Here is a 26,539-nt window from a genome sequence, read left to right as displayed (position 1 = left end):
CGTTTAGGGCAATCAACCATAGATCAGTTCCTTCTTCGATGCCTACGGATTTGTTTCCTGATCTTTCCGATCTGGATTCACCACCAATGACAAATCCTGTAGAAGTTAGAGCCAATGTCCTGATATGGTCATCCCCTTTCCCTCCAAAGTTCTTTTCCCACTCTACTTTTCCGTTTTTGTCAAGCTTTATAATCCAATAGTCACCTTCCCCGAAATTGCTGCTGGATTTTGAGTAATGGGATTCGGAATTCGGGGTTTTGATATTCAGGCCTGAAGTAACAGACTTCGCATCACGAACCCCGGAACCCGAATCACGCACCCCGGCACCCGCATCACGAACCTCAGAACTCCTCGAATACATTCCCAATAACGCTCCTCCATCTCTGGTCGGAATCATCTTTTCAACTTCGTCCAGACCTTTTCCTCCTAAAATCAGTTGAGAAAGCTCTTTTCCGTCTTTGTCGAGTCTGGTGATCCAGACGTCTTTTGAACCATAGCCTTTGGATGAGTTTTGAATATTTCCGGCCACAAAAAATCCTAAATCTGTGGTTTGAATCACTGCTCTGGCTTCTTCATCGGACGTACTTCCCAATGTTTTTTGCCATAATTCATCCCCAAATTCGTTGATTCTGATCAGCCAGATATCAGCTCCGCCTTTGGAATCATCTTTTTTATCTAATCCCTTTCCGGAATAAGAGGTTCCTGCCAGCAGAAATCCACCATCCTGAGTGGTCACGGTAGCTGATAAATAGTCATGGTTGTTTCCCGAGAAATATTTCTCCCAGGCCTGTTCACCTTGTTGGTTCAGTTTTACCAGATGAAAATCATAGCCGTTGTTGGAATTTTGGCTACTGGCTGCTGGTGACTGGCTTTTAGCCTGGATACTGCTTCCTGTGATAAGGTACTGCTGATCAATCGTTGTAGTGACCTGGCTCAGAAAATCCTGAGTAGAGGATTTGATGTCTTTTTGCCAAATTACTTCCTGACCAGACAATCTTAAAGCTCCACATACTACAAGTGCGCCGAGATAAAGTTTCTTCATACATCTGTTATTTTTTGCAAATTTAACACTTTTTAACATCATTACAAGCTCATGTTAAAGTGAATTAACATGAATTTTATCACAGCCACAACAGCCTGTAATAGGGTTAAATCGATGATTGCAAATATATTTTTGTGGTACGACAGAAGTTGTCGTATTTTATGAATTGTTTTTTAAAAAAACGTGATTAAAATAAAGTTTGACTATTTTATAACCCAAAAAAACAATTTACCCCAAAGTAAAAATTAATGATTATTGATCATCAGTGCGACTAACAAATGAATAAGAATTCTATTCTGATGAAGGGTCCGGATTTGAATGAAGCTTTGAATAATTATTACTGACTGATTTTATACACACAGCGTTGGCCCCCTGAAATGATATGGTCTACCCTTTCAACACGGTAATCCTTTCCCATTAACGTCTGAAAATTGGATAACTCGGCACGACAGAATCCCTGGCATTCGGTTGCGGCGGCACAGATAGGACAATGATTTTCGATCAGAAAATAGTTTTCGCCTTCTTTTTTCCATTCTGCCATATACCCTTCTTTGCTTCGTATCTGAGCCAAAGCTTCCAAACGCTGTTCTAAAGATTTTGCTTTGGAAAGAGCCTGTTCATAACGATCATAGGTACTTTTTTCTCTGTCCGTAATTAACAAATCCAGTGCGTTTTCACCTAAAAGATTTTTTACAGATTGTAATAGCTGAACAGTTACTTCCGCATGAGTATCGGGAAATTGAGAAAGTCCTTTGTCAGTAAGCGTATAATAAGTGGAAGGCCGCCCTACTCCTTCACTTTTTACAGAAGATTCAATAAGGCCTTCCTGAGCCAGATTCAGCAAATGCTTTCTCGCACCCTCTTTTGTGATGGATAATTCTTCAGAGATGACCAGAGAGGTAACCTCTCCCCTCATCTTGATAAACATCAGAATACGATCTGCTGCCGGCTTCTTCATTTGACAATAATTTAGTTGTTTTATTTTCCAACAACAAATATAGTCATTTTCTATAATCTTCAAAATACACTTACAAAACATTCATTTACAATTATTTAAAAATCTATTTAACAAAACACATAAAACAACCAAAAAGTTGTTTTATTCAATTATATTGTTACCTTTGTCACACATTAATCAAAAAAATAAATAGAATGAAACCATTTACATTACCTCAATTAGCGTATGCCTATGATGCATTGGAACCATTTATAGATCAAAATACCATGACCATTCACCATCAACGTCATCATCAGGCGTATGTTGATAATTTAAATGCAGCTTTGGAGCAAACCAATGAAACTAACCCCGATCTGGATTCCTTATTGCAAAGGATCAGTGAATACAGTCCAGCGGTAAGAAATAACGGAGGTGGCCACTACAACCATTCATTATTTTGGGAAATTTTATCACCACAACCTAAACTGAACCCGGAAGGTCAGCTGAATGAAGCGATCAACACTACTTTTGGCAGCCTTGAAAATCTTAAAGCGGAAATGAAAAAAGCAGGATTGGGGCAGTTTGGCTCAGGATGGGTTTGGCTGTTTGTCAAATTCAACGGCTCTCTTGCCGTAAGTTCTACTCCTAATCAGGATAATCCGATGATGGATGTTCTTACGATGAACAGAGGTTTTCCTATACTTGGAATCGATGTATGGGAACATGCTTACTATCTCGCCTACCAGAATAAGAGAGCTGATTACTTAGACTCGTTCTGGTCTGTTCTTGACTGGTCTGCAGTGGAAAGAAAATATGAAGAAGCCCTTTCAAAAATCAGATAAATCCTTTTACTATAAAAAACCGTTATGAATCAGGGAACTTTCATTAATAAGGCAAAAGCTTCGGGCATTATCGCACTTGATCTTCTGGATTATAAACCTACCACAGAAATTGTAGAACTGGATATCAAGGAACATCTCTTTATGGGAATGATTGTCAAGGAGAAGGAATTTAAAGAATCTATTGCTGCGGTGGATTTTTCCGTGTACAAAGATAAAGCCGTAGGAATTATTTGCTCAACCGATGCTATTATTCCGCCATGGGCTTATATGTTACTCATGGAAAAACTATCACCTTATGCTATTCATGTTGACTTAAACAATGCTGAAACTGTTCTGCTTGACCTTTGGAAACGCCGTCTTACCTATGCTGATCTGAAAGCCTATAAAGACCAGAAAGTAGTGGTAAGGGCCCAGGCAAGCCACGACCCTTCATTATATCTGTTAGCGGCAGGGCTGCTGAAACCTTTGGTTAAAAGTCTGATGTATGGCGAAATAGGCCTGCCAAAAGTAATTTTCAAACAATAACAAAATGAAAGCAATCCTATTCAACGGATCACTGGAAAGAAGAGCTGAGTCAACTTCCGGATTTATTTCCCGCTATTTTGCAGATCGTCTTACAGCGTCAGGTATTTACACGGATATTTTTAATCTTGCTGACTCAGGCATTCCCTTATTTGACGTGAGTCTTACCAAAACACCTTTAGCCGTAGAGCGTATGGCCCAGATGTTTACAGAAGCTGATCTGCATATCTGGCTGGCTCCGCTCTATCACGGAAGTATTCCGGGGGTAATGAAAAACTGCCTGGACTGGCTTGAAGTCACAGCAAACAGATATGAACCTTATCTTACAGACAAAACGGTGGGATTAGTATGCTGGGCTGATGGGTTGCAGGCCATGCAGGGAATCAATGCGATGGACGCCATTGCCAAATCATTGCGCGCATGGCCACTTCCCTTTAGTGTACCTATTGTCAGATCCTCATTGTTTGACAACGGTAATCCCACACAAATTTCAGAACTCTATTCTGGCAAGTTTGACAAACTGATCAGCATAGCAACGACGAAAAAAATTGAAAAACTATAATAAATCAATCATAACATGATAGAAACAGATATACTGATCATTGGTGCCGGCCCGGCAGGGTTGTTTACGGTATTTGAAGCCGGCCTTCTTAAAATGCATTGTCATATTATCGACGCATTACCACAGATGGGAGGCCAGTTATCAGAATTATATCCGAAGAAGCCCATTTTTGACATTCCCGGATTTCCGAGTGTTCTTGCCGGAGAACTTATTGATAATCTTTACGAACAGATCAAGCAGTTTGAGCCAGGTTTTACCTTTAATGAAACGGCTGTACATCTTCTTAAACTGGAAGAAAATCTCTTTGAAGTTATTACAGATAAAGGAACCAGACACAGAGCTAAAGCCGTGATTATTGCCGGAGGTCTCGGAAGTTTTGAACCGAAAAAACCACCTATTGAAAATATTACTCATTTTGAGGATCGTGGAGTTAATTATTTCGTTAAACGTCCTGAAGATTATGCCGGAAAACATATTGTCATAGCCGGTGGTGGAGATTCTGCCCTGGATTGGACAATACATCTTTCGGAAATTGCGTCTTCTCTTACTTTGATTCACCGAAGAAATGAATTCAGAGGGGCACTGGACTCTGTGGAAAAGGTAAAAAAGTTAAAGCAGGAAGGAAAAATCAATCTGATTACTCCTGCCGAAGTTATTGCTGTTGAAGGTAACGACCATTTGAATACAATTGTAGTGGAAAAAGAGGGAACTCTTCAAACTCTGGAAACCGATTATTTTATTCCTTTATTCGGGCTGGTTCCTAAACTCGGGCCTCTTGCCGAATGGGGGCTGGAAATGGAAAAAAATGCCATAAAAGTTGATAACAGTACCGATTTCCAAACCAATATTCCGGGAGTCTATGCCGTGGGAGATATCAACACTTATCCTTACAAAATGAAGTTGATCTTATGTGGATTTCATGAAGCGGCTATTGCCTGTCAAAGTATTTATCAACGGCTTAATCCTAATAAGAAGTTTGTGTTAAAATATACAACAGTAAGTGGTATAGAAGGTTTTGACGGCACTAAAAAGCAGGCAGAAAAACAGGTAGTAGCAACGATTGACTAATGTATGAAAGAAGAAATTACGATTAGGGTAACAGATCAAAGAGGAATTACTCACACTTTGATCTGTCCGCTCGGTATGGGTCTCAGTCTTAAAGATATCTGTAAGGCCTATGAGCTCCCAATGGAAGCGATGTGCGGAGGAATGGCCATGTGTGCAACCTGTCATTGTTTTATCCTAAGTAAAGCCATTGCTTTACCGGAAAAAAGTGATGTAGAAGATGCTCTTCTCTCGGAACTTTTTAACACACAACCAACCAGCAGGTTGGCTTGTCAGATCCATCTGACAGAACAAATGGACGGGCTTGCCGTAGAAATTGCAACCGATTAACAGATTCAAAATAAAGTTTGCACAGTTTATGATGTATAAATTGTTGAACTGCTTTAATTAAGTTTAGCAGGGATTTCCGAAACCATGTTGAGGAAATCCCTTTTTCAAACCCTTAAAAAACCAAAACAATATGGCCATTAAAATAACTGATGATTGCATCAACTGTGGGGCCTGTGAACCGGAATGTCCCAATTCAGCCATTTACGAAGGTGCTATCGACTGGCGTTGGCAGGATAAAACAAAACTTTCAGGAAAAGTAACTTTTCCGGATGGAACAGAAGCCGATGCAGGAGCTTATCAGGAAGCTTATTCGGATGAAGTTTATTATATTGTATCCGGAAAATGTACAGAATGTAAGGGGTTTCATGAAGAACCTCAGTGCAAGGCAGTCTGCCCTGTAGATTGTTGTATTGATGATCCGGATCATCGTGAAAGTGAAGAGGTATTATTGAGCAGGCAAAAGTTTCTGCATGCATAAAACAATTAAAAATAACAATTCTAAAAAAGTGAATGCTTTATTTTATATTTAAATTTCTTACATCAAATCAATAGAGGCGGGTTAAACCCGCCTTTTCATATGTTAATCCATCTGGTTTGAGCCAACACTTATTTTCCTTTAATCTCATGGTAAATTTTTTGAGTAAAAGGAGTTTCAATATTTAATTCTTTTCCATATTGGAGGATTGCTCCGGCAAACAATTCCAACTCATTCTCTTTTTTCCCGGAATGAACATCCAGCTGTAAAGAAGTTGGAGTTTCAAAAGGAAATGTAGAAGCTTTTTTAAATGTTTTTTCGATAATATCTTCCGGAAGTCCGATGCCTTTCTGATCCGTAATCTGTTTCATTTCCTTCATAATTTCGGTGGCTTCATTTTTCTGTTCAGCATCGCTACAAACAATACCTATTGATGAGTTATGCTTCGCTGTTACCAATCCAAAACTGGCAATAAAGAAAAATTTGGTCCAGATGTCCGTTAGTGCATTGTCTTTAAAATCAAAATCGATCTTACTTTCTTCCAGTAAATCCGTAATCCACTGTATATCAGATGAAAAATATTCAGGATCTCTTCCGACAATCATTTTTCCAGCTTTTCCTTTATGTTCTACCGTACCTCTTTCTTTAATATGGGAAGCGACATAAATGCAGGTTGGCAATACAATATGATCAGGTATAATCTTTTTTATTCTTTCATAAATATCAGCTCCGTTCATCATTGGAAGCAATAGGGTATTCTGATGAATCACAGGCAATAGTTCTCTGCAAACATTTTCAAGATCATACTCTTTAACTGCGATCAAAACCAGATCAGGATTTTTGATTCCACTGACCTTTCCTTCAATAGCATCAGGATATGTCCGGATATTGGAATGTTCGGGCGATAGCAAAACCAGCCCGTTCTCTTTCACTTTATCATATGTTTCTCCCCTTGCCACAAAAGAGACTTTATATTTCTCCGAAGTTTCATTGGTTTGATTGATTTTAAAACCAAAATAGCCACCTACTCCTCCCAGTCCAACAACTACAATATGTTTTTTATTCATGAAATTATTTTTTAGCAAAGATCAGTGACAAAATCGAATCTATCACTTGACAAATGAAAAGAAATGTTATTTTTTAAGTTGGAAGCTCGAGGCTGGAGGCTGCAAGTTCTTATGGTTTAAAAAACAACCTGAAAGCAGCTTTTACTAATTATCTTACTATTCCATAAAAAACATCTATGAATCCTTTGTTTAATAGTAACTTCCAGCTCTCCTCTTCCAGCTTCCTAACATATCATGCTTTACGAACATCCCTTCTGATACGGCTCAATGAGCTGTCTTTTATTCCGAGATAAGATGCAATCACTTTTAACGGGACGTGCTGAAAGATATCGGGATCTTTTTTCATGAGGTTAAAATACCTCGTCGAGGCTTTTTGACTCGCCATTTCAATGAGCCTGTCATGAATATTGTAATAATTCAAAACAAACAAAAGCCTGCTGAACTCTCTGAATTCAGGGATATTATGAAAATTATCCTGTACATTTTCCAAACCTGTTTCCCAAAACACACAATCCGTTACGGTCTGATATATTTCCTTCGTTGGCTGCTGTCTGAAAAATGACAGAAAATCATTCACAAAACAGGGTGCTGAATAAATATTGGTGGTAATTTCCTCATTATCTTCATTCAAAATATAGGAACGAACATATCCCTTCTCCAGAAAATAGGTCTTTGTACTGATGACATTTTGATCCAGTAAAACATCATTTGCTTTCAACTCAAAAGAAGTGAACGTTTTTGTAATCTTTTCCACCACCTCATCTTTAATGGTAAATAAAGAGTGAAAATAATTGTTGATTGATGATTTATCCATGTAAATAAAGCCTTAATACTAGGTCTCTGTGGCCAAAGATAAAAATAATACTTTAAGCATGGGGATTAGGTTATAAAAGTTATTTTTGCGGGAATACCCCCGTCAAATAAAAGATTTGCCCCCCTTCCGGAGGAGGAGAATTACGCTTCCTATGGTTGTAATATGTAGGTAAATTGGAGATTATTAAAAGCCTTTATTTCAATTTTACGGCTTTGGTTGCCAGAAAAGTCGGGAGGTATTTATCAATTAAAAACCTTGGATGAGGCTGCATTTCTTCTGTAAAATCTGCAATCACAAAACCCGCTTTCATTTGACCGCCAATCAGATCAGAGAGCGTATGTCCAAAAACCAGCGCTTCCTGATTCTCCATTTTTCTCGCAATCTGTTCCTTATTCAGGTCTCTGATATCTGCATAAGGCAAAGTATATTTGGGTCTGATAATCCCATCTGCGATATCCTGTGGATTACGGTCTGCTACAAAAACAACCGGATTGAAGAAGCTGGCTAATAACGTTCCTCCTTTCTTTAAAACTCTGTAGGCTTCCTTCCATACAGGATTCACATCTTCTACATAATGGTTGGAAATCGGGTGAAAAACGATGTCAAAAGATTCATCTTCAAAGACACTCAAATCTCTCATATCCCCTTGTATAGTCTCTAAAGCAAGGCTGTCACGTTCTGCAACTCTTTGATCCTGCTTCAACTGTTCTTCTGAAATATCATAAACAACTACAGAAGCTCCTGCTGCCGCCAATACCGGAGCTTGCTGTCCGCCAGCTGAAGCCAGGCAAAGTATTTTCTTTCCTTTCACATCTCCCAGCCATTCTTTATTCAAAGGTTCAGGAGTAAGGTGTACGTCCCACTTCCCTTCTTTTGCCTCGTTGATAAGTTCTGTGCTTACCGGTTGAGACCATTCGTTTTGTTCCAGAGCCTGTTGGTTCCAGGCAGATTCATTGTGATGTAGAAAATCAATTTTTTGTTCTTGCATAGTATTCTTTTTCATTAACATTATAAAACACCTATAACGTTTTATAATATTCAAATATAGAGACTTTGCTGCGGATCAATAACGGAATGGCTACCTGTTTTCGTGAAAAAGGCTGGAAACTAATCGCATTCCAGTTCATTCTCCTCGCAAATTTTACAGATTGTGCAAATCTGAATAAATGGAATTTGAACGAGGTTATTATGACCAAGAATACACGAATTCCTGATGCATACGGCGGAAATACTCATATTATTTAACTTTACAAAAATATTGCAAATTACACAGATCCTGACAAGGAAATCTGCTCATGTGTGCGAAATTTTCTGTACTAAAATATTGCTTTACTCTATACCTTTTCTTTTTTCGTATCTTCATTAACTGAAATAATTCCTACAATTTGCTAGTTATGGATAATGACTTTCAATACAACTTTATCAAACCTGACCATACTATTGCTGATTTTGTAGAAAATCTGGGCACTTTTCATAATGCTTCAAATGAACCCAAAGAAGTCGTTGTAATCCCCGATGGAAGAATTGATTTGTTTTTGTCTCAATCTCCCAATGAACCTTTTCATATTACACTTTTAGGATTGGAAACCTATCCTGAACAAAGACAAATTCCCCCAAAAACGACAGCTTTTATCATTAGTTTTAAACCTATCGCCGTTGAATATATTTTGCAAACTTCCATTGCTGATTTATTAAACACCGGAAAGGAACTTTCTCACAATTTCTGGGACTTTACAGCAAATGATATTCATAATTTTGAACTTTGTTCTAAAAAAGCAACAGAAAAAATTAAAGAATTATTGCCGGTGAAAACTGATGAAAGAAAGCTCAGGCTTTTTGAGTTGATGTATTTATCAAAAGGTGAAATGAGCGTTCAGGAACTCTCAGAACAGGTGGGCTGGAGCACCCGCCAGATCAACCGTTATTTTTCCAAACAGCTTGGATTGTCTTTGAAAGCGTACTGTACCATTTTACGTTTCAGAGCATCATTGGAACATATTGCCCAAGGCAAGCTCTTTCCAGAACTTAATTATACCGATCAAAATCATTTCATTAAGGAAGTAAAAAAGTTTTCGGGAGTGGCTCCCAAAGAATTATCAAAAAATAAAAACGACCGATTTGTACTATTATCAGTGTTGAAAGGAAAATAAATTTGCCTTGTAAAATTTAAATTAAAATGCTGATAGACAACAAATCAATAGCTATTGTCGGTGGTGGTCCTGCGGGACTTACCCTGGCCAGACTTTTACAATTGAAAAACGCCAATGTAAAAGTATATGAAAGAGATATCAATCAATATGCCCGTGTTCAGGGTTCTCCACTTGACTTGCATGAAGATTCAGGATTAGCTGCTTTACGAAAGGCAAATCTGTTGGAAGAGTTTAAAAAAATATTTCGTCCGGGAGCCGACAAAATGCTCATTATCAATCCACAAGCAGAAATCCTGTACAGTGACCATGAAACAAAACCCGAAGAAAATTTTGGTCACGAACATTTTCGTCCTGAAATAGATCGTGGTCCTTTAAGAACAATGTTACTGGAGTCTTTACAACCTGACACTGTAGTATGGGATAGCCACTTTATTTCGATGGAGCCCCAGAATGAAGGCTGGTTACTTCATTTCAAAAACGGGACATCAGTATATGCTGACCTCGTTATTGCTTCAGATGGAGCCCATTCAAAAATACGCCCTTATCTTACTGATATCAAACCTCTTTATTCCGGAGTACTGATGCTTGAAGGAAACGTTTCAAAAGCAGCTGCTCCAAGAATCAATGCATTAATCAATAATGGTAAAATAATGGCTTTTGGAAATTCTCAAAATATACTTATCGGACAAAAAGGTAATGGCGACCTGGGATTTTATGCCAGTTTTAAAGCGGATGAAAACTGGCCGGAAACAAGTGATCTTGATTTTTCGGATAATATCCAAATGCTGCGATGGTTTAAAGAAAAATATTCAGAATGGAGTGACATTTGGGATGAATTGTTTGAGAATGCTTATACTCCTTTTATTCCTCGTCCCATTTATTATATGCCTTTAGATAAGGTTTGGGAAACTCGATCTAACCTTACTTTGATAGGTGATGCAGCGCATGTAATGCCTCCTTTTGCCGGCGAAGGGGCCAATATAGCGATGCTTGATGCTTTGAAATTAAGTGAATATCTGACAGACTCCAGATATAGTACATTGAGAGAAGCGATTGCAGCTTACGAAGCAAGCATGCGCCAGCAGGCCAGTAAAGCAATTCACGAATCGGTTGAAAACGGGGAACGGATGCATTCTGAAAAAGCGCTGGTAACGATACTTGAATTTTTTAACGGACATGCATCATGATCCTGATTTAAAAAAGGCTGCCTCAATTCTGAGACAGCCACTCCCTCTAATTTTCTTTTCTCCGTTAGATCCTGTTTTGGAGAATCATTTGTGTTTTATCTTTGATTACCTTTTATTATAATTCTATTTAAATCGAGAAACCATTCCCATAAAATCACTGTCACTGGACACGCTATTCTCACAATAGTGCTCAAGCAATAATTAATACAAAATTTCATTTTTATTTAATTTTATAGAAAAAAATTACTCTATATCATACTATAAGCACAAAGTTATATATTACATTTAAAAAAAAGCAAAACAGACCTACTACACGAATACAGCGGCAGAAAAATAAACTGATTTTCAAAAATTTAAATACATACAATTCAATTTCAAGCGATCATTATATTTAAAATATCAAATATTAAAAAGACAATTATACCAGGGAATATCCTGAAAATCATACGTGAGCAAATTGTCAATAAATGTTCTCGTTAATAATAATTATGGTCACTGATGACCCCAAAAAGAAAGAAATCATAATAATTCAATACGAGTAATCAAAAAGTAGATTGTATGACACCAAAAACACAAACGCCTGATTATTAATTAATTGAAAATAAAAATAATTGCTGTAGTACGTGTGTAGTATAATCTTTTTTTCTATTTTAATTATTTTTTTACAAATTTGAATCAAAGACCACGAAAAAAAACAAGTGGCGAAAAGAGAATATTTCGAATACTGTCTGACGTGATGAATCAGACAGTTTTTTATTTTAATCAAGATGATCTAAAAATTTATAAATATCTGTTTCGGTTGGAATATTTAATTTTTTTCTAACCCTGTATTTTTTTTGTTGAACAGTTCGATGTTGAACCAAAGTATAACTTGCAATTTCCTTTGAAGTAAAATGCAATTTGAGCATCGCACAAAATGTCAATTCAGAATTTTCAAGATCCGGGTTAATTTCTAAAAGTTTTTTTACAAAATCCGGATATCCTTCTTTAAAATAGGTCAGGAATTCAGGATCATTTTTTCTTGCCAATTCCACGAGTGTATTCTGAGTATTATCATTCATACTGCTTTTCAACTCTTCAGATTCTATTTTAAGAGCTTTTCTTCTGTTTCGCAATTGACCAACAATTCTCCATGAATATATTCCTAACAGTGAAAAGGTAGCAAGGGATAAAAAAATCACCCATTGTATCTTATTCTTGTGTTTCTCAGCGCCTTCTTTTGTTTCGGCAGTAAAAGATTCCATATCCTGGTTGATTGTATTCAGTAATGCTTTATTTGTCTTATTTTTTGCTTCAGTATAGGCTTTCAAATAAAAATAGGCTTTCTCTTTTTGTCTGGTCTTCTCATAGAGTGATCGGAGGTCATTATATATATATTTTGTATAATACGCAAAAATACGTCTGGTTTTTTTGTCTATTTCTAAAGATCTTTTAAATGCAGCTTCGGCCTCTTTATACTGCCCATCAGCCAAATAGTATTCACCAAGAATTGTATTGATATATAAGGCAATTCCATCATCTCTTTTCTGTTTTTCAAGTTTGTGATATGCCATGGATATATACACATAGGCAGAATCCATATTTTTATGCATATAAATATAATCACTGATAGCACACTCTGAGTATCCTGTATTATCAAGTTTTCTTGCCTTTTGAAAATTATCCAATGCATCTGCATCTCTTTTTCTTTCTATGAAGTAAAGAGCCTGCCTGAGGTAAATATTGAAAAGCAGGTTTTTTTGAATTTGGGACGGGCTGGTTTCTTTTATACAATTCAATGCTTCATGATTGTATTCAAATGCCTTATCAACCTTCCTGAGTTCAAAATTAAAACGACCGTATACATTATAAAATCTGGCTTTATGTAGATTATTTTTCGAATCGGCCAAAATTCGTTTTGCTTTGTCAAAAAGAATCTGTGATTTCTGATAGTTCTCTAATGAAATATTCAACTCTGCCAAATTAATATAACAGAGCGCCTTGCCATCCTGATAGTCTATCCGATCGGCCAGTTCATAATATTTTCTGTTAAGATTAATAAGAGAATCATATTCGCCAGAAAGACGAAGCTTCTCGTTCTGAGTCAACAAAGGAACATCAAATGCATTTTCATGCTCCGTATGCCCCTGATTACAAGAAACTAAAATAATGACAACAATAGAAAGAAAAATACGCATCATAGTGCTTTCTATATTTAAACTATAAAATTATCGGTATAAGTTACCATTTAAAAACATTACTTTTGTCTATTCTCTCGTTAAATCATTAATCATTTTGTTTTTTTAAATGAGCAAAAAAATCATAAATATCCTCATCACCCTGTATATTTAATCTTTTTCTGATTCTATATTTTTTTTGTTGAACAGATTTGTGCTGTACAAAAGTATAATCCGCTATTTCTTTGGATGAAAAACCTAATTTTAGCATTGCACAAAAAGTAAGCTCTGAATTTTCAAGATCCGGATTAATAGCTAAAAGAGCATTGATAAAATCGGGATTTATTTCTTTAAACTTCTTTAAAAATGATGAATCATTTTTCCGGGCAAGCTCAGTAATTTCCTTCATTTTTTTGTTGAACACATAGTTTTTAAGCTCATCTGTTTCCTGCTTTAGGCTTCTTTTTTTTGCTCTCAGATTCTTTATTATTTTCTGAACATATATACCGGAAATAGTAATGGCAGCAATAGATAAGGCTATCAGTAAAGGTAAATCATTTTTATGCCAATCTGACTCTTTTTTCATCTCTGAAATAAAATCATCAGTACTTTTGTTCATTGTCGCAAATCGTTCACTATCAAGCCTGCCCTCTTCTTTCATATATTTCTCAAGATAGTAATAGGCTTTATTCTCATCATTCTTCTTTTTATACAAATCAGATAAAGCTTTATACACTTCACTGATATGCGAGGAGTATGTACTTTTCGTTTTTATATTAATTTCTAATGCTTTTGTAAGTGCTTTTTCTGCTTCATCAAGGTTATTAACTTCATTATAATAATACCCCATTGTATAATACACCCAGAGAGATTCTACATCAGTCGTTTTCTGACTAAGCATTTTTTTGTCCGCCTGGGTGATATAGAGGCCTGCACGTTCCGGCTGGTGCATAAACAGATAATATTGAGCAACCATGCAATTGGTATACGCTGAATTTTCCAATGCATTAGCTTTGAGGAAACTCTTCAGAGAGGTTCCTTTCCATCCTTTCCAGGCAAAATAGATTCCCCGGTTTACATAAAGTCTTGGAAGAAGCTTCTTTACAAGATCTGTTTCTTTAGCATTTTTCAGATAATAAAATGCTTTATCATTGTATTTTATAGCTTTATCATATGATTTAAGATGGGAAAAATATAGACTATAATCGTTATAAAATATAGATTTATGATAGCCATTTTCAGAATTTATCAGGTCATTCTCTGTCTTATTAAAAAAAAACAATGCTTTTTCATAGTTTCCCGCGGACACATTTACTCCGGCTATATTGAGATAACAGAGGGCCTTTCCGCCCTGATATTTCATTTTTGCAGCTTTCTTCAGATATTCTGTATTAAGACGAATAAATTCTTCATATTTGCCGGATAGCTGCAAATTTGCACTCTGATTCATGAGGGAGACATCAAAAACTTCCCTTTCCTTATCCCGGGATTTTTGATTGCATGAGATCACAAAGAATAACAAACCTATACAAAGTGTATAGATTGTAATTTTCTTCATGATTTCTGAATAAATATATTTACTTTCAATAAGGATCACATTGTGCTGTTCCATCTCAACTGAACATTCTTTATCAAAATCTAACGATCAAACAATCTTAAATAAAATTCCGTTTTCAAGCAATTTATATTATAAATATACATAATTCTCAAATTCATCCTACAAAAGGAATAACAATATTTTTAACAACAATAATATATCCTTGCTTTGAGATAAATTATTTCATCATTAACGAAATTAATTTTACAATATTATCTTTAAATATAATTTTTTTCTAAATTAGCCTTCGTCAATCAAAAAATGTTTGCATTTTTATCCGGCAAAACATTATAATCGTCATTATGTCAACTATTCAATATCGCAGTCTCTCCCCTACAGAAAGTAAAATATATCGAAAAATTCGCCTCGAGAGTCTGAAAGCATTTCCTGAAGCTTTTAGTGCCACTCATGAAGAAGCTTTGAAAATAGAAAAATTCGGAATGGAAAATGATATAGAAGATCAGGTATTGGGAAGGTTTGTTTTTGGAGCATTTTCAGATCAGCAGCTTATTGGCATCTGTACATTTGTTAAGAATGAAGATTATACAGGAAGCCTGTATCAAATGTATGTCAAAAAAGAATTCCAGGGGAAAAATATAGCATATGAGTTGATTCATTCCACGATCAACGAAGCAAGAAAACGATTTAAGGATATTGAAATTTTCCTGGAGGTAGCTCCTGACAATAAAAGAGCTTATCATTTTTATAAAAAGACAAACTTTAAAGAAGTTATAAAACGGAAAACTGAAATTGTCATGCAGTATTCCCAAGAGGCTCAACAGAAACAATAGGAATACACCAACGACTTCTTCAAGCACTGTTTTTAAATTTATAACAAACAAAAAAAGAACTGCCAAATAGCAGTTCTTTTTTTGTTGTGACCCGGCTGGGATTCGAACCCAGGACCCATACATTAAAAGTGTATTGCTCTACCAGCTGAGCTACCGAGTCGGCCCCTTACTTTTTTAAGTAAATCCCTTTGTTTAAGGGACTGCAAAGATAGAAATTATTCTTTTAATTCCAAGTTTTTTCTACAATTTTATTCATTTTTTTCACATTTTCTTCAGGGAAAAGAAAAGGCAATAATACATTTCTGCTGTCATCCAAATATCTTATTATTTTTAAGTATCTGTTTATGAAATCATTTTCTCAAAAAAGACATACAAAATCCTTGAAATGTTTTTAAGCCTACATTTAAAATTCTTTCCGGAGAAATTACCAAAGAAGCGGAGCTTTGTCTCCATTTTCATTCTCTGCATAATAAAGTGAGGGAAGAACTTTTGAGAGGTAGGTAAACTCACTGTAACAATGTTCCATCAACCCGAATCCTATCTCATCAGGAAGTTGATGATCGGTATCTGCAGTTAAGGCTCCCAGAAAAAAATGACTCCTCAACATCCCGCCTTGAGCCGTATCTCTCATAATATGAAACATATAACCATCCAAAGGATCCCCATTGATATCTATGGGAGTATTTTCACCAAAACCTATTCTTGCGTACACTACAGCACTTACACTTCCATTAGCATATGCCTGTTTTAAAAGAACTGAATCAAAAATCTCTGTGGGATTATGGAATTTTATAGTTGCCGGTACGGGAGGAATATCCCCCAATGATTCTGTAGCGTGTATGGTTGCTCCAATATAATTTTTATTCTTAATCCATTGACTATCCCATCCTCCATGCTTTATATGATCATGAGGGTGCCAGAGTTTCAGGTCTGCAGTTGTTTCAAAATAAGTAAACCACCAATCCAGCATTTTTCCATTGCAACCATGCAGTATATTTCGCATCGCAATATGCAACATACCATTTTCTAATCTTCTGATACCTGCCTCAAGAGACATTGGTTTAGGAGATAGAAGGGTATCTATATCCTTAAACACCAGTTTTTCAATTTCTTTTGTCAATTCCATGATAAATCCATTTTATTTATATATGTTGGATTTTGGAGCCTTATTAAGTTTGAAAAATATTGATCGTGAATTTCACCCTCTACAATTCATCTTATCAGCCCATAAATCCTGAAACAAATTTAAATAGGATCTATCCCATTCTACTTGCATTATCTCCTAATCCAATTGGATAATTTGGAAACGGATATTAAATTGATTATGGAAAGTATTTATTGGCTAAGCTCTTTATTAAAGAAATTAATTGACAATTTGCTTTTTAAAATCTTCAGGCGTTTGTCCTGTCTGTTTTTTATAAAAACGGGAAAAATAGGCAGGATCATCAAAATTTAAATAAAATGCGATTTCTTTTATAGTCATATCACCGGAAGTCAATATCCGGTCAGCCTCCAAAATAACCCTGTCATGTAATAATTGGGTGATGGTTTTATTCATTTTTTCTTTGAGAATCTGATTGATCCGTTTTTCACTAATCCCCATTTCTGAAGAATAGAAATGGGTCTTCCGATGTACTTTGTAATGCTTATCCATCAGCATAATAAACTGGTAAACCCTTTTCTGGTCGACATCCTGATGCAGGAAGTAACTTTGATTCATTCTGATCAGATTTAAAAGGAAGACTTTCAGTAAAGCTTTTAGAACAAGATAAGTTCCATTGGGATGCTTATACTCCCTTTCCATTAATACTTTTACATATTGAAGGGTTTCCAGCACCTCAGGCTCCAAACGAAAACTGGTATATTGGCCCTGCATATTGAAGAGATTAAAAACATCCAGTGCAAATTCTTTATCATCCTCTTCGAGATATTCTCTTTTAAAGGCAATTATACATCCTTTTTTATCCTGTATATCAAATGTTTCTACGCGATACAATGGTACCAAATACATGTATTGATTCCCATGATCATCCTCCTCTTTACTATGCTTAAACCAAATAATCTCAAAAAATCCGGCTCTTTGAGGGTTTTGAAAATAGAGGTTCGGGCAGTCCTGAAGATTACATAAAATAAATTTCGAAGAATCGATCTGGTGAACACATTTCATCTGTAAATTCAATTTTCATACTGAATACAAAGATAAAGGACTGCGGCTAATTTTAGTTCTGGAAAGGCTTTTAATATTAAAGATCCATCAACGTGAAACCGGTAAAATTAAAAGTAAAGACCCTTATGGGTAAAAACAAAAAAAAAGAACTACTGAAAGGTAATTCTTTTTTACTTGTGACCCGGCTGGGATTCGAACCCAGGACCCATACATTAAAAGTGTATTGCTCTACCAGCTGAGCTACCGAGTCGGCCCTTTACTTTTTTAAGTAAATCCCTTTGTTTAAGGGACTGCAAAGATAGTAAAACACTCATTAAATCCAAATTTTCCAGGGCTTTTTTATCATAAAATTTACATCAAAAAAGTCAAACACTTGTTTATAAATCAATTACACTTTTTATTTTTTTTAATAAAAAACATAGAAACAATGGGAACTGTAGAATTAAATACCTTTTTAGCCTAAAAAATTAATTTGCCAAGTCAGAAATAATATATATCTTAGCAACTAAGATAATTAGTTAATAAATAAAATAATGCCAAAAGATACAGTACACCATTTTCGTGAAGCCAGCAGAGCCTATTCTGACGCTTCAATTTTCATGCATGAAGCTATTGCCAGAAAAGCAGGACTTTCGAGCGCTGATCATAAATATCTGGGACTTATTCTGCAGCATGAGTCTATAACAGCAGGTGAGATCTCCAAATTGACAGGCCTTACTACCGGTGCTGTAACTGGATTGATAGACCGTTTGGAGAAGAAAGGTCTTCTTAAAAGACAGTTTATTCAGGAAGACCGAAGAAAAGTAATCATCCTCCCAAACATTGAAAACAGTATGCAATTGCTGAGTCCCCTCTTTGATGAATTACAGCAAAAAACAATGGCTCTCATCTCTACTTTTTCTAAAAAAGAAATAGAAACCATTGAACGCTATTTCAGGGAAGCTACTCTCCTTATGAAAGAAACTGCAGATCATTTAAACAACCGATAAACCAATAGAAAACCATGGAAAGTTTAACAGCCACTTATATAACCCGTGCAGAAATATGGCTTTGTATTACAACACTGCTGTATTTTCTTATGAATGGTGCGCAGATCTTTGAGACTCTGATATTCGTGCCCAAATGGACTTCTTCCCCACCCGATACATTTAAACTTCTTCAGGATGGAAAAGGGGCGAGTCTTAAGTTTTTTTGGATTATTCTTCATTCATTGCATGAGATAGCTTTTATCCTCGCGATTATTTTCTGCTGGAAAATTGATCCGGTAAGAAACTGGTTATTGGGTTTATTTCTCCTTCATGCAGCTGTCAGAGTCTGGACGTTGACATTTTTTGCCCCTAACATTATACAGTTCCAGAATTTAGCCGCAACATCTTCCATTTCACAAGAAATAGCAGCCAGAATATCACTTTGGAGAAACCTTAATTATATCCGGGTAGCAATCTATATTGCAATTTCAATGGGCTTTATTCCTCTTTGTATTAAAATATTCAATTCTCGCTTATAAAAAACTAATCATTTGAAACTTCTCCTCATTCTCTTGCATTTTTATTAAAGTTGCCCTACTTTTGGAAGGAAATGGCGGAAAAGCTAACTACAGGTTTAATTTTCAATGGTTAGATCATTACAAATAATTGTTTCCAGTTTTAAACATTTAAATATTTATGAAATTAATTACTCCAAAAGGTTTATCAGCGGGTGATAAAGTTGCTACGATATCCATGTCATGGGGCGGTGCCGGTGATTTGCCACACAGGTATTTAAAAGGCAAACAAAGACTGAAGGAAATTTTCAACCTGGAAGTTACAGAAACCAGACATGCTTTGAAATCCGCTCAATGGATTTATAACAACCCTGAGGCCAGAGCCAACGATCTTATGGAAGCATTTGCCGATCCATCCGTTAAAGCTATAATTTCAAATATTGGAGGTGATGACAGCATCCGTATACTAAAATATATTGACCTTAATATCATTAAAAACAACCCTAAAATATTTCTTGGATTTTCAGACAGTACAATTACTCATTTCATCTGTTTAAAAGCCGGATTAAGCTCTTTTTATGGGACATCCCTATTGGTGGGCTTTGCAGAAAATGCTGCTATGCATGATTATCAGGTATCTGACATTAAAAGAACTTTATTTTCATCATCGGTAGTAGGACCAGTATATCCTCATAAAGAAGGGTGGACAACAGAGTTTCTAGATTGGTTTGATGTTTCTTTACAGGATGTGAAAAGAAAATTAACCCCGCCTTCAGAATGGCAATTTATCAGAGGAAATTCTATTGTTCAGGGACCATTGATTGGTGGTTGTATGGAAGTTTTGGAAATGCTTAAAGGAACCGATTACTGGCCTGCTTCTGAAATCTGGAAAGACAGCATTTTGTTTTTTGAAACTTCAGAAGATAAACCCAAACCTGAATATGTAAGATGGTGGTTAAGAAATTATGCAGCGATGGGAATTCTCGAAAATGCTAAAGGGATCATTTTTGGCAGACCATACGACAATCTATTCACAGAAGAATATGAAACTGAAATTCTGAAAGTTCTGGATGAAGAAGGCTTATATGATCTGCCTGTTGTAACCCGCATGGATTTTGGCCATACCTGCCCAACTTTTACATTGCCTTACGGTAGATTAGCCGAAATCAATTGTATAGATCAAACGTTTTCTATTCTTGAAAGTGGTGTAGCTTGATAAAAAGTTAGTTTCGGCGGCTTTCAGCCGCCGAAACCTCTTCTATAAATCAGCAAATCTTCATCTTTATACTCTTCTACTTCTGCTGATACTCAAAAAGCTCCACGATTCTATCTACTGCTTGCTGCCCCTGATACTTGCCAATTAAATAAAGCGCAGCATCTATTCCGGCAGTAATTCCCGCTGTAGTAATCAATTTTTCCTGATCAACATACCTTACCTCCCTTTGAATCTTACTTTTAGGATTATTCTTCTCAAGAGCATCTAATAGCATGCTGTGAGTTGTAATATCGTAATTGTCAAGAATTCCTGTTTCCGAAAGCAGCATGCTCCCTGTGCATACCGTGAAAATAACCGTTCCATTGTTAGCATGGTCTTTCACCCACTTTAATACAGTATTCTGAAAATCATCGTCGTGCAGATAGTGCATCACCTGGTCAGGGTTGGCACCCGGAATAACAATCATATCCGGTCTTGGAGATGATTCTATGTCATAAGTAGGAACGATCGCCATAGTATTGGCTTCTGTGCAGACAGGATCCAGGGTTATTCCTACGGTGTAGCAGTTATAACTACCCGGATACAGTACATTTGCCTTTACAAAGACATCAAGGGGACCGTTCAGGTCAAGGACTTCTACCTGATTATATACTAAAAAAGCGACATTCATTGGTTTTCCATTTTCCAGGTGTTTCATAATGTAAATTGTATTATTATTTAAAATTATTGTTTGATAAAAGGACAGACTTTCCCCCATTGATAATGAGTGATTATCAACACAATGGTGTTATTTAAAAGAAGAAAATACTAATCTGCTCTCTTAAAGGTTTTTCGATATTGTGCCGGGGAAACAGAAAGATGTTTCAAAAATAAACGACGAAGAGAAACGACACTTCCCAAACCGCATTTACCTGCGATCATCTCAATTCCCATATCAGTATATTCGAGAAGGTTTTTCGCCTGATCCAAACGCATTTTTTCAAGAAATTTTCCGGGCGTCATTCCTGATTCTCTGACAAACACTCTGGAGAAGTTGCGAACACTCATATGCATCGAGTCTGCCATATATTCAACACTGATTGCCTGCCCTAGTTTATCTTTAAGCAGATCTCTGATTTCTTTTGTAAAGGAACTCATCATATCATAATCCGGAAGTGCATTTCCGTACTGGGACTGCAATCCGGGTCTCTTCAAATGTAAAACCAGATGACGGGCAATTTCTGAGGCCAGAAACGTTCCAAAATCCTCTTCTACCAGGGCCAGCGCCAGATCTATTCCGGAAGAAACCCCTCCTGAAGTATATATTTTTTGATCCTTAATAAAAAACGGGTTGATATTGACTTCCAGTTCAGGGTAAGATTTCTGCAGAAGATCTGCATACTTCCAATGGGTAGTAACCTGCTTCCCTTTCAGAAGACCAGCTTTGGCCAGTGCAAAAGCTCCGATACATACAGATCCGATACGTCTTGTTTCTTTCACAATATGCCGGAGATAAGTATACAGATCAGAATTTATTTCATGCAGTACACCTGGTTCCGTTCCCCCTACCAGCAAAGTATCGATAGGAAAATCAATATCATAAATAGTATGACTGCATGGTAAGGACATCCCTGAACTTGAATACAGTATTTTATCTGAGGTTCCTGATACAATAAAAACATTATATCCGGCCTGATCATTGGCGAGAAAACGGGTAGCCGAAGTAAATACATCGCATGGCCCGGCTATATCCAGTAATTGTACCTGAGGCAGTACCAGAAGTACAATATTTTTCTTCCCTACATTCTTTTCAATGGTCTTCATAACTCGATCTGTATAGGTACAAATGTACTGAGAAAGCAATTTGTCTGCAATGACAAAAAAGAGACTATTTCGGCCACCGATTCAAAAACTGGGAATACATTAGAAAAAATGATAAAAAAAGGAGACTGTCTTAAAAAGGCAGTCTCGAACCACTCTACTATAAAAACAAGCTGAATCAGCTATACAATTTATTCATTCAGGATATGATAATAATGCTCTTTCAAAAGCCATTTATGCAGGAGATAATTTGCGGGATCTTAAATAAAGAACTGTACGGTTCAGGTATGGAAAAAGAATGATCAACAGAAGAGATCCTGAAAGAAGCCAAACCATCATTTCATAGTAATCCATCGCAAAACGTACATGATCCTGTACATTCATTCTCGCTACCAAAAGTCGATGAGCTGCTTTTACAGCATGACCTTCAGACATTCCTTTAGCCATCAGCTTTATTGTTTGCTGGTGAAGAAAACTTTTCACAGCCGGATCTACTGCTGTAAGGTGATCCTGAAAGGCATTATAATGACGGCTTTTTTCAAAAAGTTCATAAAAATTAATCAAAGCTATGCTGATACAAAAACCAAAGTACCGTATAGCCAACGCTGTCGCAGCCGCTGAAGGACCAATAGATACCGGAACTGATGAAATAATAAAAATAATAGTGGGAACCATTATTAATCCAACACCCAATCCCTGGATAAATAGTGGGATATAATAATTAAATTCATCAGCCTGAACATCAAAAGTATAATACATCAGGGCATGAAATGCAAGCAGCATCAGAAAACCGGGCACCCAGATATATTGTATTTTTTTCTTCTGTAATACCATACAACAAGCGACAATGACCCCCAAAACAAGTCCGGAAAGATTAAAAATATTGATGTATGAAATATGGAAAGGATCCAGATGCAGTTCCATTGCTAAATAATTATTGGTAATCCCCGAAGCAAAACGGCAGATGTACATGATAAAAAGAATCACTAATCCCACTTTAAAATTCCGGTATCTGAAAACACGTAAATCAATATAAGGTCTTTTATTCGAATTCTGGCGGAAGATTGAGAGTAACCCCAGGCCTATAATTCCTATAACACTTCCAAGAATTCTGATATCTTCCAGCCAATAATACTCCTGACCAAAAATCGCGATATACCCTATCAATACCAGCATTATACTGTAGAGCACAAAACTTTGCCAATCCAGTTTATACAGAGGAAATCTTGCGTGAGGTCTGTAATTGCTCATCGTAAGTGTCAGGAAAATAAGTCCCGGCAAATATGAAAAGATAGCCGTCTTGTATACAATATTAAAATTATAAGAATCTATAAGATCTGCTGTAATCAGATTGTTAAAAGGCAAAGCACAAATCAGGATCCCGAAAAATACTGAAAAACTGATTTCTCTTCCTCTTTCACTGCTCACCCTGGTAAACATGAGAGTGAGAGAAAGGTTTACATTCCCTGCAAACAGCATTCCCTGTAGAAAACGTACCGGAAAAAGGATATAAATATCACGGGTATAATAACAAACCAGACAAGCCAGAATCTGAAGCGTTGTAAAAATCAGGAAATACTCCTTAGCTGCCAGAAAGCTAAAAAATCTTCTCTCAAGACTATAAAATCCTACATATCCGGCATAGAACAGAGCCACTGCAAACTGAATATCAGCAGGTTCACTTCCATAATAACCCGCAGCAGCATTAATATTGGACAGCGGCAGAAAAAAGATAATAATCCCTGGTAGCGTCATAGAAAAAAGGATAATCTTAATCAGCCATTCCGGAGCCCATCGCTTAAAGATCGGAATTTGTCTAGCCATTGAAATGCTTTTTAGTCGCATAGACATTTACATTCATTCCTACTTTCAGAATATCGATCTCATTTCTTTTACCATCTACCTTGATTCTTACCGGAATACGTTGTACAATTTTCACGTAGTTCCCGGTGGAATTATCCGGAGGGAGTAAAGAAAAGCTTGATCCCGTCGCCGGTGACAATGAAATAATAGTCCCCTGAAACTCCCTGTCCGGGTAAGAATCTGCTACTATTTTCACATGATCTCCAATATGCATATCCCTGATCTGCGTTTCTTTATAATTGGCAACCACCCATTTATCCGTTTCATTATTCACAATAAAAGCCAGGGTTTCCCCTGCATCAATCATTTGTCCCACTTCAACGGTTCTCCTTCCCATTCTTCCATTGTATGCAGCCGTGACAGCCGTATAACTTACATCCAGTTTATGACGGGCCAATAAGGCTTCCAATCTTGCAATTTCTGCCACAACAACTGTTTTCTCAGTCTGAATATCATGTACCTTAGAAACAGAAGCAGCATACATATCCTGAGAAGATTTGTAATCGCTTTCATTCACATCCAGGGTGGCTTTTACATCTTCAAGTCTTTGTTTTGTTGCTGATTCTTCATTGTAAAGTTTCTCATATCGATTATAATCAAGCTGTTGTTTCCAGACTTTTGCTTTACTTGCTGCTACCTGAGCCTGGGCTGAAGCCGCCTGTTTTTCTGTTGTACTGGTTGTGCTTTCCAGCACCTTTAATTCTGCACGGGCTTTCTGAAGGGCGGCCTGAGTTTGTTTTTGTTGAAGAACATATTCACGGTTATCGACCACCAATAAAGTATCTCCTTTTTTAACCTCCTGGTTCTCTTCGAATTTAACTGCTACAATGAACCCGCCTGCTCTTGAAATAATAGGATTTACATATTCCTGAACCTGAGCATCATTGGTTTGTTCATATTGGGAATAATTTTTAAGGGTAAATCCTCCCCAGACAACAAGCGCTGCCACGATAAGTAGTGAAATCCACCCCGTAATTTTAGTAATTAAACGATCGGTTGGAGTATATTTTTTTTTCATTGTTTTATAAAGTACCTGTTATGTTTTGTAGTAAATAATAGTTGTTTTGCGCCATAATTTTTGCTGCTGCCAGTTCAAATTTAGTCTGAAGAAGCTGTAAGTCAGCATCCAGCAGATCGGTAATCAAAGCAGTCTGGCTGAAGTAGGTATTTTTAGTAATACGTGCATTTTCTTTTGCCTGTGCTACGTTGGTTTCCGCTACCCGGATCTGTTCCAGAGCTTCCTGATATCGTAGATAGGCTTCCTTTACCTGCTGTCTCACTTTATCTTCTGTATCTTTATGAATTTCTTCTTCTTTCTCAAATTCCAGAGCTGCTGCTTTTACTTTTTGAGTATTATGATAAAGAGAGGATATTGAGAATGAGGCTTTCAGCCCCACAATTCCCAATGAATACCAATCAGGATTGTATGGATACAGGAAGATCTGTGGATTAGCGTAATAAAACTCTCCGTACAACCCAATCTTTGGGCTGACATTCGCTTTAACTTGTCTTAGTTTAATTTTGCTCAATTCAGTCTGCTGCTCAGAAACATGATAATCAAAAGAGTGGTCCAAAGCCAGTTTCAGATATTCGTTGTAGGCAGTATTTTCGTTCCATTCGTTAAAGGGAGCTTCGGGAATAACAACCTGATCATCAGGCATTCCTAAAATAATATTTAGCTTCTGCATGGCAATAAGAATATCATTTTCAATAGTAATAAATGCCATTTTCCGTTTGGAAAGTTCAAGCTCTACTCTCAGAACATCAGTTTTTAATACCACCCCATTTTTATAGAGAGTCTGTATTTCTTTTAATTGTATTTTCTGATCCGCAATGTCCTGTTTAATGAGGTCTCTGAAGATTAAAGTTTTCTGCAGTTCAAGATACAATGCTGCCGTTCGGTAATGAATATCCGAGACAGATTGCTCTTTCTGAATATTTTTAATTTTTTCAAGGGTCTGATTCTCTTTAATTTTAAGATTTAATTTGTTCCCTTCATAAATATTCAGATAAAAATCTGCTCCGGCTCTGTAAAGCGTGTGAATCACCTCATGCTGGGAAGGTTTAGAAAAAATCCCATTTTCATAAATCGGGATATTGGAAGCTTTTTCTATGGAACCTTTAACACCTATTTCTGGTAGTCTTTCCCGTTTGGCATCTTTTACTTCGACTTCTGCAATGTCTGCATTGAATGTTTTGATTTTGATATGACGGCTGTTTTCTTCAGCTCTTTGCCATGCGTCTTTTAGGGAGAGTCGAATGGTATCATTTCGGAGACCGCCTGTCTGAGCTGATAATATATAGGTTGTGCTCAGCATCAGCAGTCCGGTGAGATAAATTTTCATCTGAATTTTTCAAATTATTGCACTGCAAATGTATCGTCAATCCAGAAAATATTTTTACCTAAAATAGTCAAGTTTTACATGATTCCGGCCAAATGATTATATTTGCATTCGGGTAATATTTCTAATCT

General features: G+C 36.5%; 25 protein-coding genes, 2 tRNA genes and 1 pseudogene. 12 read left to right on the top strand and 16 right to left on the bottom strand.

Features of this window, described 5'->3' with window-relative positions; genetic code table 11:
• Window positions 1-1,042: pseudogene (locus C1631_RS15715) on the bottom strand (T9SS type A sorting domain-containing protein); the annotation flags it as partial.
• Window positions 1,043-1,379: 337 nt separating this feature from the next.
• The gene (locus C1631_RS15710) at window positions 1,380-2,000 is read right to left on the bottom strand and encodes a helix-turn-helix transcriptional regulator (protein ID WP_109713292.1); all 621 of its coding nucleotides are present in this window, start codon (window positions 1,998-2,000) and stop codon (window positions 1,380-1,382) included.
• A gap of 194 nt (window positions 2,001-2,194) precedes the next feature.
• On the opposite strand from C1631_RS15710, the gene C1631_RS15705 reads away from it, so the two are divergent.
• The 6 genes from C1631_RS15705 to C1631_RS15680 all read left to right on the top strand — a co-directional run bounded on the left by C1631_RS15705 (window position 2,195) and on the right by C1631_RS15680 (window position 5,778).
• Window positions 2,195-2,821, top strand: a complete 627-nt coding sequence (locus C1631_RS15705; RefSeq protein ID WP_103249613.1) for a superoxide dismutase — start codon at window positions 2,195-2,197, stop codon at window positions 2,819-2,821.
• A gap of 24 nt (window positions 2,822-2,845) precedes the next feature.
• Entirely contained in the window at window positions 2,846-3,346 is a 501-nt protein-coding gene (locus C1631_RS15700; protein ID WP_103249612.1) for a DUF2480 family protein, read from the top strand.
• 4 nt (window positions 3,347-3,350) lie between these two features.
• The gene (locus C1631_RS15695; protein WP_103249611.1) at window positions 3,351-3,905 is read left to right on the top strand and encodes an NADPH-dependent FMN reductase; all 555 of its coding nucleotides are present in this window, start codon (window positions 3,351-3,353) and stop codon (window positions 3,903-3,905) included.
• Between the two features lie 15 nt (window positions 3,906-3,920).
• A complete protein-coding gene (locus C1631_RS15690; RefSeq protein WP_109713290.1) occupies window positions 3,921-4,973 on the top strand; it encodes an NAD(P)/FAD-dependent oxidoreductase in 1,053 nt (350 codons plus the stop codon).
• 3 nt (window positions 4,974-4,976) lie between these two features.
• A complete protein-coding gene (locus C1631_RS15685) occupies window positions 4,977-5,300 on the top strand; it encodes a 2Fe-2S iron-sulfur cluster-binding protein (protein WP_109713288.1) in 324 nt (107 codons plus the stop codon).
• Between the two features lie 130 nt (window positions 5,301-5,430).
• Entirely contained in the window at window positions 5,431-5,778 is a 348-nt protein-coding gene (locus C1631_RS15680; protein WP_109713286.1) for a 4Fe-4S dicluster domain-containing protein, read from the top strand.
• Between the two features lie 128 nt (window positions 5,779-5,906).
• On the opposite strand, the gene C1631_RS15675 is transcribed toward C1631_RS15680, so the two are convergent.
• The 3 genes from C1631_RS15675 to C1631_RS15665 all read right to left on the bottom strand — a co-directional run bounded on the left by C1631_RS15675 (window position 5,907) and on the right by C1631_RS15665 (window position 8,644).
• Window positions 5,907-6,842 (bottom strand): ketopantoate reductase family protein, encoded by a 936-nt coding sequence (locus tag C1631_RS15675; RefSeq protein ID WP_109713284.1) that lies wholly within the window; start codon window positions 6,840-6,842, stop codon window positions 5,907-5,909.
• Between the two features lie 232 nt (window positions 6,843-7,074).
• The gene (locus C1631_RS15670; RefSeq protein WP_103250001.1) at window positions 7,075-7,656 is read right to left on the bottom strand and encodes a Crp/Fnr family transcriptional regulator; all 582 of its coding nucleotides are present in this window, start codon (window positions 7,654-7,656) and stop codon (window positions 7,075-7,077) included.
• A gap of 193 nt (window positions 7,657-7,849) precedes the next feature.
• The gene (locus C1631_RS15665) at window positions 7,850-8,644 is read right to left on the bottom strand and encodes a class I SAM-dependent methyltransferase (protein WP_109713351.1); all 795 of its coding nucleotides are present in this window, start codon (window positions 8,642-8,644) and stop codon (window positions 7,850-7,852) included.
• A gap of 406 nt (window positions 8,645-9,050) precedes the next feature.
• Here C1631_RS15665 and C1631_RS15660 point away from each other — a divergent pair, with 406 nt between their 5' ends.
• On the top strand, window positions 9,051-9,806 hold the full coding sequence (locus tag C1631_RS15660; RefSeq protein ID WP_109713282.1) for a helix-turn-helix domain-containing protein: 756 nt from the start codon (window positions 9,051-9,053) through the stop codon (window positions 9,804-9,806).
• Between the two features lie 26 nt (window positions 9,807-9,832).
• Window positions 9,833-10,993, top strand: coding sequence for an FAD-dependent oxidoreductase (locus tag C1631_RS15655; protein ID WP_109713280.1), 1,161 nt, complete (start codon window positions 9,833-9,835; stop codon window positions 10,991-10,993).
• Between the two features lie 758 nt (window positions 10,994-11,751).
• Here C1631_RS15655 and C1631_RS15650 read toward each other — a convergent pair.
• Window positions 11,752-13,173: a tetratricopeptide repeat protein gene (locus tag C1631_RS15650; RefSeq protein WP_109713278.1), complete on the bottom strand. Its 1,422-nt coding sequence runs from the start codon at window positions 13,171-13,173 to the stop codon at window positions 11,752-11,754.
• An 85-nt stretch (window positions 13,174-13,258) separates the two neighbouring features.
• The gene (locus C1631_RS15645; protein WP_123966705.1) at window positions 13,259-14,707 is read right to left on the bottom strand and encodes a tetratricopeptide repeat protein; all 1,449 of its coding nucleotides are present in this window, start codon (window positions 14,705-14,707) and stop codon (window positions 13,259-13,261) included.
• A gap of 341 nt (window positions 14,708-15,048) precedes the next feature.
• Between C1631_RS15645 and C1631_RS15640 the strand changes: the two genes are divergently transcribed.
• Window positions 15,049-15,537 carry a GNAT family N-acetyltransferase gene (locus tag C1631_RS15640; protein ID WP_103250264.1) on the top strand — a complete coding sequence of 163 codons (489 nt, stop codon included), beginning with the start codon at window positions 15,049-15,051 and terminating at the stop codon, window positions 15,535-15,537.
• A gap of 87 nt (window positions 15,538-15,624) precedes the next feature.
• Here C1631_RS15640 and C1631_RS15635 read toward each other — a convergent pair.
• From C1631_RS15635 to C1631_RS15620, 4 genes are all read right to left on the bottom strand, one after another.
• A tRNA-Lys gene (locus C1631_RS15635) sits at window positions 15,625-15,697 on the bottom strand.
• Between the two features lie 264 nt (window positions 15,698-15,961).
• A complete protein-coding gene (locus tag C1631_RS15630) occupies window positions 15,962-16,663 on the bottom strand; it encodes a DAPG hydrolase family protein (protein WP_103250139.1) in 702 nt (233 codons plus the stop codon).
• 237 nt (window positions 16,664-16,900) lie between these two features.
• Window positions 16,901-17,704, bottom strand: a complete 804-nt coding sequence (locus C1631_RS15625) for a helix-turn-helix domain-containing protein (RefSeq protein ID WP_109713274.1) — start codon at window positions 17,702-17,704, stop codon at window positions 16,901-16,903.
• 177 nt (window positions 17,705-17,881) lie between these two features.
• Window positions 17,882-17,954 (bottom strand) — tRNA-Lys (locus C1631_RS15620).
• 283 nt (window positions 17,955-18,237) lie between these two features.
• Between C1631_RS15620 and C1631_RS15615 the strand changes: the two genes are divergently transcribed.
• The 3 genes from C1631_RS15615 (at window position 18,238) to C1631_RS15605 (ending at window position 20,403) form a co-directional block, all read left to right on the top strand.
• Entirely contained in the window at window positions 18,238-18,693 is a 456-nt protein-coding gene (locus C1631_RS15615; RefSeq protein WP_109713272.1) for a MarR family winged helix-turn-helix transcriptional regulator, read from the top strand.
• Window positions 18,694-18,707: 14 nt separating this feature from the next.
• Entirely contained in the window at window positions 18,708-19,211 is a 504-nt protein-coding gene (locus C1631_RS15610; protein WP_109713270.1) for a transposase, read from the top strand.
• A 157-nt stretch (window positions 19,212-19,368) separates the two neighbouring features.
• Window positions 19,369-20,403 carry a S66 family peptidase gene (locus C1631_RS15605; protein WP_109713268.1) on the top strand — a complete coding sequence of 345 codons (1,035 nt, stop codon included), beginning with the start codon at window positions 19,369-19,371 and terminating at the stop codon, window positions 20,401-20,403.
• Window positions 20,404-20,479: 76 nt separating this feature from the next.
• Here C1631_RS15605 and C1631_RS15600 read toward each other — a convergent pair whose 3' ends face one another.
• From C1631_RS15600 to C1631_RS15580, 5 genes are all read right to left on the bottom strand, one after another.
• Window positions 20,480-21,100, bottom strand: a complete 621-nt coding sequence (locus C1631_RS15600) for a DJ-1/PfpI family protein (RefSeq protein WP_103249973.1) — start codon at window positions 21,098-21,100, stop codon at window positions 20,480-20,482.
• Between the two features lie 110 nt (window positions 21,101-21,210).
• Window positions 21,211-22,206, bottom strand: coding sequence for a GlxA family transcriptional regulator (locus C1631_RS15595; protein ID WP_109713266.1), 996 nt, complete (start codon window positions 22,204-22,206; stop codon window positions 21,211-21,213).
• 231 nt (window positions 22,207-22,437) lie between these two features.
• Entirely contained in the window at window positions 22,438-24,027 is a 1,590-nt protein-coding gene (locus C1631_RS15590) for an efflux MFS transporter permease (RefSeq protein ID WP_165828314.1), read from the bottom strand.
• Window positions 24,020-25,084 (bottom strand): HlyD family secretion protein, encoded by a 1,065-nt coding sequence (locus C1631_RS15585; RefSeq protein WP_109713262.1) that lies wholly within the window; start codon window positions 25,082-25,084, stop codon window positions 24,020-24,022. Before C1631_RS15585 ends, C1631_RS15590 begins: the two co-directional genes overlap by 8 nt.
• 4 nt (window positions 25,085-25,088) lie before the next feature.
• Window positions 25,089-26,411, bottom strand: a complete 1,323-nt coding sequence (locus C1631_RS15580) for a TolC family protein (RefSeq protein ID WP_109713260.1) — start codon at window positions 26,409-26,411, stop codon at window positions 25,089-25,091.
• Window positions 26,412-26,539: the final 128 nt, after the last annotated feature.

This window comes from Chryseobacterium phosphatilyticum, from assembly GCF_002899825.2.
Lineage (GTDB): Bacteria > Bacteroidota > Bacteroidia > Flavobacteriales > Weeksellaceae > Chryseobacterium > Chryseobacterium phosphatilyticum.
This window is presented reverse-complemented; position numbering and strand designations above follow the sequence as displayed.